Annotated in this window: 12 protein-coding genes; 8 read left to right on the top strand and 4 right to left on the bottom strand. The window is 45.7% G+C overall.

Going from position 1 to position 13,795, the window contains the following annotated elements:
* Window positions 1-77 precede the first annotated feature (77 nt).
* Together alr and dnaB are read right to left on the bottom strand one after the other, a co-directional pair.
* Complete coding sequence (gene alr / locus ACFBZI_RS08160; RefSeq protein ID WP_375715833.1) at window positions 78-1,220, bottom strand: alanine racemase; 1,143 nt, start codon at window positions 1,218-1,220, stop codon at window positions 78-80.
* A 133-nt stretch (window positions 1,221-1,353) separates the two neighbouring features.
* Window positions 1,354-2,760, bottom strand: a complete 1,407-nt coding sequence (dnaB, locus tag ACFBZI_RS08165; RefSeq protein ID WP_375715834.1) for a replicative DNA helicase — start codon at window positions 2,758-2,760, stop codon at window positions 1,354-1,356.
* 414 nt (window positions 2,761-3,174) lie between these two features.
* Here dnaB and pdxA point away from each other — a divergent pair, with 414 nt between their 5' ends.
* The 7 genes from pdxA to ruvA all read left to right on the top strand — a co-directional run bounded on the left by pdxA (window position 3,175) and on the right by ruvA (window position 10,472).
* The gene (gene pdxA, locus ACFBZI_RS08170) at window positions 3,175-4,278 is read left to right on the top strand and encodes a 4-hydroxythreonine-4-phosphate dehydrogenase PdxA (RefSeq protein ID WP_375716340.1); all 1,104 of its coding nucleotides are present in this window, start codon (window positions 3,175-3,177) and stop codon (window positions 4,276-4,278) included.
* A 327-nt stretch (window positions 4,279-4,605) separates the two neighbouring features.
* Entirely contained in the window at window positions 4,606-5,457 is an 852-nt protein-coding gene (rsmA, locus tag ACFBZI_RS08175; RefSeq protein WP_375715835.1) for a 16S rRNA (adenine(1518)-N(6)/adenine(1519)-N(6))-dimethyltransferase RsmA, read from the top strand.
* 242 nt (window positions 5,458-5,699) lie between these two features.
* On the top strand, window positions 5,700-6,554 hold the full coding sequence (locus ACFBZI_RS08180) for a symmetrical bis(5'-nucleosyl)-tetraphosphatase (RefSeq protein ID WP_375715836.1): 855 nt from the start codon (window positions 5,700-5,702) through the stop codon (window positions 6,552-6,554).
* 217 nt (window positions 6,555-6,771) lie between these two features.
* Window positions 6,772-7,968: a phosphoglycerate kinase gene (locus ACFBZI_RS08185; protein ID WP_375715837.1), complete on the top strand. Its 1,197-nt coding sequence runs from the start codon at window positions 6,772-6,774 to the stop codon at window positions 7,966-7,968.
* A 291-nt stretch (window positions 7,969-8,259) separates the two neighbouring features.
* Complete coding sequence (locus tag ACFBZI_RS08190) at window positions 8,260-8,565, top strand: entericidin (protein WP_375715838.1); 306 nt, start codon at window positions 8,260-8,262, stop codon at window positions 8,563-8,565.
* Between the two features lie 258 nt (window positions 8,566-8,823).
* Window positions 8,824-9,861: a class II fructose-bisphosphate aldolase gene (gene fba, locus ACFBZI_RS08195; RefSeq protein ID WP_375715839.1), complete on the top strand. Its 1,038-nt coding sequence runs from the start codon at window positions 8,824-8,826 to the stop codon at window positions 9,859-9,861.
* A complete protein-coding gene (gene ruvA, locus ACFBZI_RS08200; RefSeq protein ID WP_375715840.1) occupies window positions 9,858-10,472 on the top strand; it encodes a Holliday junction branch migration protein RuvA in 615 nt (204 codons plus the stop codon). The genes fba and ruvA overlap by 4 nt, the downstream gene beginning before the upstream one ends.
* 159 nt (window positions 10,473-10,631) lie before the next feature.
* Here the strand turns inward: ruvA and ACFBZI_RS08205 are convergent, their stop codons facing one another.
* Together ACFBZI_RS08205 and ACFBZI_RS08210 are read right to left on the bottom strand one after the other, a co-directional pair.
* On the bottom strand, window positions 10,632-11,528 hold the full coding sequence (locus ACFBZI_RS08205) for a LysR family transcriptional regulator (protein ID WP_375715841.1): 897 nt from the start codon (window positions 11,526-11,528) through the stop codon (window positions 10,632-10,634).
* Between the two features lie 116 nt (window positions 11,529-11,644).
* The gene (locus tag ACFBZI_RS08210) at window positions 11,645-11,950 is read right to left on the bottom strand and encodes a hypothetical protein (RefSeq protein ID WP_375715842.1); all 306 of its coding nucleotides are present in this window, start codon (window positions 11,948-11,950) and stop codon (window positions 11,645-11,647) included.
* Window positions 11,951-12,340: 390 nt separating this feature from the next.
* On the opposite strand from ACFBZI_RS08210, the gene leuC reads away from it, so the two are divergent.
* On the top strand, window positions 12,341-13,759 hold the full coding sequence (gene leuC, locus ACFBZI_RS08215; RefSeq protein WP_375715843.1) for a 3-isopropylmalate dehydratase large subunit: 1,419 nt from the start codon (window positions 12,341-12,343) through the stop codon (window positions 13,757-13,759).
* The last annotated feature ends 36 nt before the right edge of the window (window positions 13,760-13,795 follow it).

A 13,795-nucleotide genomic window follows, 5' to 3' on the forward strand; every position in this document is an offset into this window, starting at 1 on the left:
TAAAAATTTAAAATCTGAAGCTTAATTGAATATATTAAATATATTACAAAACTTGCTTAAATTATCCAAATCATTGGTCAAAAAACTGTGCGGATATCAATCAATGGCTTAATCTGGCGGTTTGGGCGAGTGGTCAAGCGGCACATCAGCTCATAGCCGATGGTGTTGGCACAGTCGGCAATCTCATCAATGCTTGGCTGCTGCCCCCACAGCACGACCGTAGCACCGACATCAATCTGCAAGCCGTCAATATCCACCATAAACATATCCATGGCAACACGGCCAATGATTGGGCATTGGTGTACTTTCCCTTGTTTGTCGGTGATGGCGACGCTGGCATTGTCCAGCACTCGTGGGTAGCCGTCGCCATAACCGATGCTAACCACAGCGATTTGTTGGCTTTTGGTGGTTGTCCACAACGCACCATAACCGACTTGACTGCCAGCAGGTAGGGTGTGTATTGCCATCACTTGAGCAGATAGCGTCATCGCAGGTTTTAGACCCAATGCTTTGGCAGACTGATTGGCGATGGGCTTTGAGCCATACAAGGCGATGCCTGCACGCACCCAGTCGTGATGATGCTCTTTAAAATGAAAAATCCCTGCCGAATTGCACAAGCTGCCCTTGGCATCAGGAGCAAAGCGGCGAATGCTTGCCAAGGCGGTGTTAAATTTGTCAATTTGCACGGCATTGAGTGGGTGATCTTTGTCGTCAGCACAAGAAAAATGTGTGGTCAAAATCAAGCGATAACCAGCTTGGTGCAGTGTTTTGGCGGCGGCGATCACGCCATCATCATCAAAGCCCAGTCGATTCATGCCTGTGTTGTATTTTAGCCAGATACTACGGCAAAAGCTGTCATCATTGGGTAAATTTTGTATTGCCCAGTTAAGCTGTGCTTGACAATGAACAACGCAGCCAAAATCATGCAAAATGGCGGTTTGCCACTCATCTTGACTAAAGACACCTTCGATAAGCACGATGGGTTTTTTGCTTGATTTTTTGTCATTCAGTGCTTTTTCTACCGCCATGGCTTCGCTTAGGCATGCCACGCCAAAGCCATCTGCCGCCAGCAGGGCAGGCACGGCGGCATCGACGCCATGACCGTAGGCGTTGGCTTTGACCATTGCCAGCACTTTGGTGGTGGGTTTGATGGTGTTTTTGATGATTTGCAAATTATTTGCCAAAGCATCTTGATGGATAGTAACGGTTGCAGTACGCATAATGGGTCTTATTTTTAGTGGGTTAAGTTTATTGGATTAAGTTTAGTAATATTTAAAAATCAAACGCAAATCTCATACATCAATTATCATATATCAATGCACAGCCAAGCCAATTGATGGCAGGCGTTGGGCATTATTCTTCGTCCATATCATAATCGTCAGGCATATCACCGGGGATAAGATCTTCAAAACGGACATATTCGCCAAGGAATTTGAGCGGTACTTTGCTCCGTTCGCCTTGGCGGTTTTTGCCGATAATCAGCTCGGCAAGATGCTTGATGTCGTTTTTGTCTGGGTGATAGTAGTGATGGCGATAGACAAATAAAATCAAGTCGGCATCTTGCTCAATTTGTCCTGATTCACGAATATCAGAAATCAGCGGCCGCTTATTGGGACGCTCTTCGACTTTGCGGTTGAGCTGCGACAGGGCGACAACAGGGCAATTTAGCTCACGAGCCAACGCCTTAAGGCTGCGAGAGATTTCGCCCATTTCATTAACTTTGTTGTCGCCCATGCCGGGTACTCGCATCAGCTGCATATAGTCAATCAGCACAAAGCCCAGACCGTCAGGGTAATTTTTGGCGATGCGGCGGCAAGTGGCACGCACTTCTGATGGGCTAAGGTCTGAGCGGTCGTCAATATACAGATGCTTGTCTTGTAGCAAAGTTACGCCATTCATAAATCTTGCCCATTCGTCTTCGTTCATGTTGGCAGACATCATGCGTTTCATATCAATGCTGCCCCATGCCGCCAACATACGCATGGTGATGGACTCGGCAGGCATCTCCATCGAAAAAATCGCCACTGCTTTATTGGACATTAACGCCGATTGGGCAAAGTTTAGGGCAAGGGCGGTCTTACCCATCGCAGGGCGTGCTGCCAGCACAATCAAGTTGCCATTTTGAAAGCCCAGCGTCTTATTGTTTAGCTCAATAAAGCCAGTATCCAGACCAATAAGGCCATCAGGACGCAGGCGGATTTCGTTGAGCTGATTGACCACTTTTGGCAAAATATCATTGATCGACTGCGGGCCTGTCTTGCTGCTACCCCGAGCAAAACTCTCACCGATGCGAAAAATATCCGATTCGATTTTGTTTAAAATCTCGGTAACTGATTGTTTTTTGGGGTGATAGGACAGATTGAGCATGGTGTTGGCAGCACCGATAAGCTGCCGATACACCGACATTTCACGCACTTTTTCGGCATAGCTGATGAGATTAAAAAAGTTGGCAGTGCTTTGGTTGATGGTAATCAGATACTCTTCGCCGCCTGCCATGGTCAGCTGATTGGTGCGGCTTAGATAATCATGCACCATGATGCTGTCATACGGTTCATTGACATGAGCCAAATGGCTGATGGCTTCAAAGATTTTTTTGTGCCGTTCGCCATAAAAATCATCGGCAGTTAAGATATTTTCAACATTTTCAAACGAATCATTGATACTCATCAAAGATGCCAACAAAGAACGCTCCATCTCGATATTGTGGGGCGGCTTTAGGGTCAGTGAAGGGCTGGTCTTATCGGTATTGCTATCGGTCATGGTGTGCCTGTTTTGATTATCTAAAATATATTAAAAATTTTATAAAAATGATTGCAACTTTGATAACAATCCACCATATCGCCACCTATCGCCAAAATTGTCGGCGAAGTTTTGGTAAAATATCGGTAAAACTTGTGGCGATATTTTACCAAAACTTTTGCAAAGTTTGCGGCAAATCATTGGCGTTTGGCAATTTTTATCAAAAATGCTAAAATCCGTCTGATAAATTGTACCATATTACGCCACAAAAATGCTTTAGGATATGCCAAAATGTCATCATCAGACAATTTTTCTCCCAATTTTTTCCCAAATCGCTCTTTGCAATCGCCTTTTTTAAAATCAGACAGCTTGACAGCTGATGCACACGCTTTGACAGACACAGCGACACACTCCGCCAACGCCACCAAAAAACCAATGCTGATCACCGCAGGTGAGCCAGCAGGCATCGGCATGGATATTGTTTTGACGGTGTTTGATGCGTTGCCAGATGGGACTTGGCTGGTGGCTGCTGATGCTGATGCGTTGTTTGAGCGTGCCAAATTGATGATGCAGTCGTTAAACCTACCAGCTGATGAGCAGGCGGATAAACTTGAGCGGATTAAGCATTTACCCATCATTAACGCCCCTGATGATGCGGCCGATGTGGGCGATGATTGGCTGGCAGAGCAATTGTCCACATTGCCCAAACCGCCCCAATCACCCACAGCGGATAAGCATCATGCCAAGCGTGTCATTATTTTGCACATACCTTGTCATGATAAAGTCATTGCAGGTCGCCTAAATGCCGCCAACGCTCCCATGGTTGAAAAGCAGCTGCATCTTGCCCATCAGCTTGCTCACGGTCGCCAGATTGCTGCCATTATCACCACCCCTATCCAAAAATCCATCATGATACAAGCGGACATTTGCCTAGATAATGGCGAGATGTTCAGCGGTCATACCGAGTATTTTATGCACAAAGCAGGCTGTGATAAAGTGGTGATGATGCTTGCCAATTCGGTGATGAAAGTTGCTTTAGTAACCACGCATTTGCCGCTAAGGGCAGTACCCGACGCCATCACTTGCGATGAAGTGGCAAAAACGGTGCAGATTACCCATCAGGCTTTGGTGGCACAATTTGGCAAGCAATCCCCCAAAATCCTAGTCTGTGGGCTAAACCCCCACGCTGGCGAAAACGGACATTTGGGTGATGAAGAAAATCAGATTATCAATCCTGTTTTGCAGCGGTTTATTGATGATGGCATGGATATTTCGCTGGCGATGCCTGCCGATACGCTGTTCACGCAGCGGCATTTGGCAGAGTGTGATGCGGTGATTGCCATGTATCACGATCAAGGATTGGCTCCGCTCAAGTCGCATGGCTTTGGCGATACGGTCAATATCACGCTGGGTTTGCCTTATGTGCGGACATCGGTGGATCATGGCACAGCATTGGATTTGGCAGGTACAGGCAGGGCATCTGGCTCAAGTTTATTGCAAGCGATTGATTATGCACAGCGTATGACGACAAATCCGTGAATGTGCTTGCCAATTGCTTTATTAACTCTTTAGCTGATTTAATTTGGCAAATTGAGTAAATTAACCAAATTGCCAAATTTTGGTTTAAAAACTGCTAGGTGAAAAACTGTCAAAGGGCTTAAAATTGCCATCGCTGCTTTTAATCAAGCAACGCTCATTTTGGCAATTTTTACTGATTTTTAGCAATTTACCAATAATTTGTCTATAATTTATCAAACAAAGCCACAAAACGCATGAATAAAAGCACAAATCATGGTATCATGTGGCGAGCCAATATTTATCTTTTGATTATTATTTATTCATTACTTATTTAGAAAATTATCATTTATGCACATCATTCCAAAATCCCCACAACAGGCCAAACATACACCACGCAAGCGTTTTGGTCAAAATTTCTTGCACGATACCAATGTTATTGCACAGATTGTTACTGCCATTCGCTTGAATAGACGGGATAATTTGCTAGAAATCGGCCCGGGTCTTGGGGCATTGACCGAGCCGCTGCTTGCCGAAGTGGACGGCATGACGGTGGTTGAGCTGGATAAGGATTTGGCAGGGCAGCTAAAAATTAACATTGGTGCCAATAGCCACCCTGATTTTACCATCATCAATGACAACGCCATGCACCTTGATTATCGCAAGCTTGCCGATCAAGTGGGCAAAGGGGCGTTTCGTGTGGTGGGCAATTTGCCGTACAATATCTCAACGCCGATTTTGTTTCGCTTGCTGGAGTTTAGCGATGTGATTGATGATATGCATTTTATGCTACAAAAAGAAGTGGTGGATCGCATCACCGCCGAGCCAAACTCCAAAGAATACGGCAGATTGTCGGTGATTATGCAGTATTATTGCCAATCAGAATATCTTTTGACCGTGCCAAAAGGGGCGTTTAATCCGCCGCCAAAAGTAACCAGTGCGGTTTTTCGCTTGACGCCATTTACCACCAAGCCAATCACTGCCAAAGATGAAGCGGTGTTTGCATTGGTGGTGCGTGAGACCTTTAACCATCGCCGTAAGACTTTGCGAGCCATTTTTAAGGCAAATGCACTACTGCCAACGCTTGATGAGAGCGATTTTGAGCAAGCAGGCATCAATCCACAAGCCAGACCTGAGACTTTGAGCGTGGCGGATTTTGTCAAATTGGCGGATTTGGTGGTGGATTGCCGTGCCAAGGCGTGATGCTTATCCGCTGCGATTGGTAATTGGTGATAAATTGTTGGCGAATTTGTGATAAATGCGCGATAGATTTTTGGCAAATGTGTAATCATTGCCACAAATTTGCCTGCTTAAATTTAGATTAAATTTGTATTGACAAATCCATATTGCCAAGTCTATATTACATCGCTCAATTTGCTTGATTTGCTGAATTGACCCAATCTGTATTGCTAAATTTGCTATAAAATTTTGGTATCGTTTGACACATGAAAAAAAATAAAACAAAACATTATCGCCATCAATATGTGATTGGTGATTTGCAGGGCTGTTTTGCGGCATTTAATGAACTTTTGCAGGCTTTGGATTTTGATGAAACCCAAGATAAGCTGTGGCTGGCGGGTGATATTGTCGCACGAGGCGAGGATTCGTTGGCGACTTTGCGAGAAGTGAAGCGGCTGGCGGATATGGGGGCATTGACCACGGTGCTTGGTAATCACGACATCACGCTGATTGCCACATGGCGTGGCGTTCTACCGCCCAAGCCAAAAGATAAGACTGCTGCCATCTTTGCTGCCGATGACTGTGATGAGCTGCTAAACTGGCTACGCAAGCAGCCTTTGCTGGTTTTTCCAGACGAAAAGACGGTTTTGACGCACGCTGGCATTCCGCCAAATTGGTCAATCATCGAGACGGCAGGCTATGCCAAAGAGCTGGAAAAACAGCTGGGCGGTAGCCTAAAGCAGCTAGACAGATTGTTGCCCAATTTGTACAGCAAAAAAAGCGATGAATGGTCGGACAAGCTAAACGGCTATAAGCGAATGCGAGCCATTGCCAATTATCTGACTCGAATGCGGTTATGCACAGCGTCTGGTTTGTTGGAATTTTCGTTCAAAAAGACCCTAGATGACGATATGCCGATGGATTTTCGCCCATGGTTTGAGTGGTTTGTGGTGCGTGAGCGGCGGATTTTGTTTGGGCATTGGGCGGCGTTGCGTGCCGAAGTGGACACCAAATTTGTGCGAGCATTGGACGGTGGCTGCGTTTGGGGCGGTACTTTGGTGGCATATCGCTTGGCAGATGCCAAAGTGATTGCGGTATCTGGTGATGTACCTTTGGACTGATGGGTATGAAAATTTTCATCGCACAAGTCAAATCTTAAAGTTGCATTTGCGTTAAGGATTGATTTATAATCAAGCGGTTATCGTGTCGATGCACGGTTTTGTGCATTATTTACATTTATCAACACTTGTACTCATCAAGAATTTGACAAAATTTGCCAAATTGACCAAATTTTGTCAAAAGTAAATTTGTCAAAAGTGAAACTCAAAAGGATCGGCTATGGCGATTGTTGCAATGAAAGATTTAGATTTGTCAGGTAAGCGTGTACTAATCCGTGAAGATTTGAATGTGCCAATTAAAGACGGCGTTATCACCAGTGATGTGCGTTTGCAAGCGGCACTACCGACACTAAAAGACGCTTTGGCACAGGGGGCGGCAGTGTTGGTGGCATCGCATTTGGGTCGCCCAACCGAAGGCGAGCCAGAAGCCAAATATTCGCTAGCACCTGTGGCTGATTATCTTGCCAAGCATTTGGGTGTGCCTGTGCGTTTTGAGACGGATTATTTGGGCGGCGTGCAAGTGGCGGCAGGCGAGTTGGTATTGCTTGAAAATGTCCGCTTTAATGTTGGCGAAAAGAAAAACATCGCCGAGCTGTCTGAGTGCTATGCCAATTTGTGTGATGTGTTTGTGATGGACGCATTTGGCACGGCACATCGTGCGCAGGCTTCGACCGAAGGCGTGATTCGTGCTGCCATCGCCCAAGGCAAAGCGGTCTGCTCAGGCAACCTGCTGACTGCCGAATTATCCGCTTTATCTCGAGCATTGGACAATCCTGCCGCACCTGTATTGGCGATTGTTGGTGGCTCAAAAGTTTCAACCAAATTAGATGTATTGTTAAGTCTGGCCGAAAAATGCGACAGTATCGTGGTTGGTGGCGGCATTGCCAATACTTTCTTGGCAGCCACTGGCGTCAATGTCGGTGCATCGCTGTATGAGCCAGATTTGATTGACACCGCCAAGCAAATCATGCAAAAAACGCAAATTTTATTGCCGTCAGAAGTGGTGGTTGCTGACAAAGCCCAGATTGATTTTGACAATTTCTTAGGCTCACTTGAGCAGGCGGACGCTGTGGTCAAATCGGTTGAGCAAATCGGCGATAATGAGATGATTTTGGACATTGCCAAAACCAGTGCCGATGTCATCGCCGAGCATATCAAAAACGCAGCAACAATCCTATGGAATGGACCTGTTGGCGTGTTTGAAGTGGACAAATTTGGCACAGGCACACAAGTGCTGGCGTTGGCGGTCAAACAAAGTGCAGGCTTTAGCATCGCAGGCGGTGGCGACACTTTGGCAGCCATCGACAAATACCAAGTGGCAGATGATGTCGGCTATCTTTCAACAGGTGGCGGTGCGTTTTTGGAATTTGTTGAAGGCAAAACTTTGCCAGCGATTGCCGCCTTACAAACTGCCTGATGGTTGATTTGGCTGAGCTTTTGCTGGAGCATTGGGTAGGATAAACCCATAAAAATTAACAATCGCCATAGCAAAACTTAACGCTTTGTTGCTTTTTGTTACATTTTTTGAATTGGGCTTGTCAAATCCACTGGCGAAAGCTAAACTAATTGCAATGATTATTTGATAAATTGGCAAAAGTTGGATAAATCGCTGTTGATTGGTGTGATTTATTTTGATTTATCAAATTGTTAGTTAAATTGTTAGCCGATTTCACTCACTTCACCCACTTCATCAAAAAGAGAATGCATTATGAAAAAAATCTTACTAGCCACCGCTTTTGCCGCTTTATTGGCAGCTTGCAGCCAGCAAACCAAAGACGCTGCCAGTGAAGCTGCCGCATCTGCAGCCGAAGACACCAAGGCAAATACCGAGCAAGTCATTCAAGAAGCAGAAGCCGCCGCCGCTGCCACCGGCAATGCTGTTGAAAACGCTGCCGCTGCCACTTCTGAAGCGGTCAAAAATGCTGGTGCTGCGGTTACTGATGCTACTACCACTGAAGCCACCGAGCAAGCAGATTCTGCCGAAGGTCGTGCACCTGAAGATCAGCAATACTGATTTGCCGCTGATTTGTTTTTAATTTTATTGTATTTGATAAAATTATTACAAGCAGCAAAGCACAAAGTAGCCAAAAAGCCGACAAGATAATTTGTTGGCTTTTTGTGCTAAAAATCAATGGCAAAACCGCCAAAATCTTATTAATACACGCCAAGATGCCATACCTAAAATGCTAGACAAAGATGCTATGTAAAACTGCCGCTGATATGGTATAATTGGCAGGAAATTATCTATAATCCCCAAAATACGGAGAACGATATGGCATTGGTATCATTGCGTCAATTATTGGACCATGCAGGCGAGCATGCTTATGGATTGCCAGCATTTAATGTAAACAACCTAGAGCAAATGCGAGCCATTATGATGGCGGCGGATAAGACCGATTCGCCAGTGATTGTGCAGGCATCGGCAGGGGCGCGCAAGTATGCAGGTGCGCCGTTTTTGCGTCATTTGATTTTGTCAGCCATCGAAGAATGGCCGCACATTCCTGTGGTGATGCACCAAGACCACGGCACCAGCCCAGCGGTTTGCCAACGCTCAATCCAGCTTGGTTTTAGCTCGGTGATGATGGACGGCTCGCTCAAAGAAGACGGCAAAACACCAGCAAATTATGACTACAATGTCAGCGTTACTCGTGAAGTGGTCAAAATGGCACACGCTTGTGGTGTATCAGTTGAAGGTGAAATTGGCGTATTGGGCAGCCTAGAAACTGGCATGGCAGGCGAAGAAGACGGCGTGGGTGCCGAAGGTGTGCTTGATCATAGCCAGCTATTGACTTCTGTTGAAGAAGCTCGTCAATTTGTGGCGGATACCAATGTGGACGCTTTGGCGATTGCAGTGGGTACTTCGCACGGTGCGTACAAATTTACTCGTCCACCGACAGGCGACATTTTGGCAATTGACCGCATCAAAGAAATTCATGCCGCCTTGCCAAATACGCACATCGTCATGCACGGCTCAAGCTCAGTGCCGCAAGAATGGCTAAAAATCATCAACGAAAATGGCGGTGCAATCGGTGAAACTTATGGTGTACCAGTTGAGCAGTTGGTTGATGCCATCAAGCACGGCGTGCGTAAGATTAATATTGACACCGATTTACGCTTGGCAAGCACAGGGGCGATTCGTAAATTTATGAACGAAAACCCTGCCGAATTTGACCCACGCAAATACTTGGCGGCATCAATCAAAGCCATGGAAGAAATCTGCGTGGCGCGCTACGAAGCATTTGGAGCGGCAGGCAATGCCAGCAAAATCCGCCCAATTGGCCTAGAAAAAATGGTTGATTACTACAAATGATTGGCAGCATCACAGGGCAAGTCCAGTATCTAAATGCACCAGTGGCTTGCCTGATGACCGCCAGCGGTGTGGGCTACGAGATTGAGTTGCCCATACCGTCATTTTGTCAGCTGGCACTGGGAGCGAACATCAGCCTGTATGTGCATCACCATGTGCGTGAAGATGCCCAAAGCCTGTTTGGTTTTATCGACAAGAGCGACAGAGATGTCTTTCGTAAACTGATAAAAATCAACGGCGTGGGTGCTAAGATGGCACTTGCCATGCTATCGACACTCACCGCTGGTGAAATCAAGCAAGCCGTTGAGCGTGATAATGAAGTGGCTTTGGTACGAGTACCCGGTATTGGCAAAAAAACCGCACAACGCATTATCCTTGATTTAAAGGGCAAGTTGGCTGATTTTGGCGATTATACGGCAGTCGATGGATTATTTGAGCCGCAAGGTGAAGTGGATAATTCCATGCAAATTATCGCTGAAGTTGAGAGTGCCTTGATAAATCTGGGCTATAAAGAAAAAGAAGCACAAACTGCCATCAAACTTGCCCAGTCTGATGGTGCAGACAGCACTTCTGCCTTATTAAAGGCGGCTTTGCGGCAGTTGTCAGGGCTTTGACATTTGGTTGATGCTTGATTTATCTGCTTATTTTGCCTTTTAACGGTTTTTGTCTTTAACTGCCTTTAATTGCATCAATTAAAAAAATGCCAAACGATTGCTTTGGCATTTTTTCGGTTTTATTTTATAAAAGTTTGAATATTTGAAATAAGCATCAGTTTAGATTAAATCAAATTTTTCTGCTGGCTCATCAATGGACAGCATGGATAGCAAGGCTTGCATGCTTGCTGAGCGAGTCAAATTGGGATTGGTCACCAGTCCCAAATGCCGCTGCAATTCGATGTGTTCTGCCATATCAATCTTAATCAAATCTTGATTAATCAGCGTCTCAGGTAATACCGACCAGCCCAGACCAACCGATACCAGCATGCGGATAGACTCCAAAGGGTTGGTGCTCATGGTCGCATAAGGTCGCAAATTGTGCTTAGCAAATTCGGCTAGGGTGATTTGACTGGTAAAAGTATTGGCGGCAGGCAAGATGGCAGGGTGATGTGCCAGTTGTAGTAGGCTGACTTTGGATTTTTGAGCCAAAGGGCTGAGTGTGCCTGTCACAAAATACAAAGGATCGCTCCACAGCGTGTGGTAGTTTAGCCTACGATCATAAGTTGGTGGCAAAGTCAAAAATGCCAAAGAAATCTCGCCTTCAAGCACCGCTTTATGGGCTTCTTCTGAATCGACAAACCGCACTTCCAACTGAACGGCAGGATAGGTTTGGATAAACCGCTTTAGCACAGGGGCTAAGTGATGCAGGCCAATGTGATGGCTCGTGCCAACAACCAAGCGACCTGATGCCACTTCCTTGGCGTGCTGCAAGCTGGCTTTACAGGCTTCATAATCATCAAGCCAACGACGAACAAAAGGCAGTAGCTCATGGGCAGCAGTCGTGGGAATGATGCTGCGTCCGACCGTGTCAAACAGCACCGTGCCAAATTCGTCTTCAAGATTTTTGATGCGTTTACTGACCGCAGGCTGAGTGATATAAAGCTTTTCGGCAGCACCTGAAATGCTGCCTGTCTGCATCACGGCGATAAAAGTCGCAAGGTTGGTGGTGTTCATCGCATTTGCCCAATCGGTGAAGTATAAAAGTTGCCAATAGCTTAATTTATTCCAAAAAGTTTTGCAATCAAAATTTTCAGGAATATTGTAATTAAGTCAATGCGTATCAGTGCTTGTTATTCGTTATAAAATTCGTTAGCTTTATACAATATCAGCAATAATGCAGAATAACAAAAGATACTAATTAGGCAAAGCACCAAAAACACCAAGCCAGTTTTTTCTAAAGATGCACCATTAGCAAAAGGATTGTAAATGATGCCATCGCCCCAAAACAGCCAGTTGATGATGATTTGGCAAATAAACCCAATCACGCACAAGCGAGTAACCACTTTTTCAGATGAGCTGCCTTGACGGCGAATCAAATACAAGCCAATCAGTAAAATCAGTAGAAAAATCGCAACAGAAATCGCATAAATCATCATGGTATTTTTTCCTTATAGACATCAAATTTTGTTAAAAAATCATCATAATGAACAGTTGCCATGCAGTTGGTGCATGATTTTCTTACAGCAATGTAACATAAATTTACAAAAAGCACAACAAGCCAGCCAGATTTTGAGTCAATTACAAGGCAGAAAGTGGCTAATATTCCAAAAAGTTTGTAAATATATAATAATAATAAATTATCATTATATATTTATTTTTGCTATAATTGGCAATATCCATTAAACTATGGCTAAAATCATCGACAAAGCTAACCAAATGAAAACGGCAGGTTTTGGTGATGGATTTGATAAAACATGTGTTGTGATTTGTGATAATTAGTTATCACTGATGTTATAAAAACTACCCAGTCTATTTTGGAGTAAAAAATGGCAGGCAAAACTTTATACGATAAATTATGGGACGATCATTTGGTCAAACAGCGTGATGATGGCTCAAGCCTAATTTATATTGACCGTCAATTGTTACACGAAGTAACCAGTCCGCAGGCATTTGAAGGCTTGGAGTTGGCAGGGCGTAAGCCTTGGCGATTATCGGCAAATATCGCCACCCCTGACCACAATGTCCCAACTTCACAAAAAGAGCGTGCCGAAGGCATCGCAGGTATCGCCGATGATACTTCACGCATTCAGGTCAAGACGCTTGATGATAACTGCAAGACCTTTAATGTGGCACAGTTTGGCATTAACGACATTCGCCAAGGCATTGTCCATGTGGTTGGCCCTGAGCAGGGTTTGACTTTACCGGGTATGACGGTGGTGTGTGGCGATAGCCATACAGCGACACATGGGGCGTTGGGCTGCTTGGCTCATGGCATCGGCACAAGTGAAGTGGAGCATGTGCTTGCCACGCAGTGCTTGGTTGCCAAAAAAATGAAAAATATGCTGGTGCGTGTCGATGGTAAACTTGGCAAGGGTGTTACGCCAAAAGATGTGGTGCTAGCGATTATCGGCAAAATCGGTACGGCAGGCGGCACAGGCTATGCCATCGAGTTTGGCGGTCAGGTGTTCCGTGATATGTCCATCGAAGGGCGTATGACCGTGTGTAATATGGCCATCGAAGGCGGTGCCAGAGTGGGGCTTGTGGCGGTTGATGATAAGACCATCGATTATGTCAAAGGCCGCCCTTATGCTCCAACAGGCGAAAACTGGGAGCGTGCGGTGGCGTATTGGAACACGCTGCATTCTGATGATGATGCCGAGTTTGACACGGTGGTTGTCCTGCAAGGTGAAGAGATTGAGCCGCAGGTATCTTGGGGGACTTCGCCTGAGATGGTGATTGCTGTCAGCCAAAATGTACCAACGCTTGATATGGCAAAAGACGATGTGCAGCGTAACGACTGGACTCGTGCCTATCAATACATGGGGCTAAATGCAGGTCAGCCGTTGTCTGAGATTGTCCTTGATCGTGTGTTTATTGGCTCATGCACCAACTCACGCATCGAAGACATTCGCGTCGCCGCCGAAGTCGTCAAAGGTCGCAAGGTGGCAGCTACCATCAAGCAGGCGATGATTGTCCCAGGTTCTGGCTTGGTCAAGCAGCAAGCCGAAAGCGAAGGCTTGGATAAAATCTTTATTGAAGCGGGTTTTGAATGGCGTGAGCCGGGCTGCTCGATGTGCCTTGCGATGAATGCCGACAAATTGCAGTCAGGTGAGCATTGTGCCAGCACTTCCAACCGTAACTTTGAAGGTCGTCAAGGCAATGGCGGACGCACGCATTTGGTATCGCCAGCGATGGCAGCAGCAGCAGCGATTGCAGGGCATTTTGTTGATGTGCGGACTTTTTGATATCTTGACATAAGGTAGTTTGCAAAGAACTGCCTT

It is taken from the genome of Moraxella marmotae, assembly GCF_042219885.1.
GTDB lineage: Bacteria > Pseudomonadota > Gammaproteobacteria > Pseudomonadales > Moraxellaceae > Moraxella > Moraxella marmotae.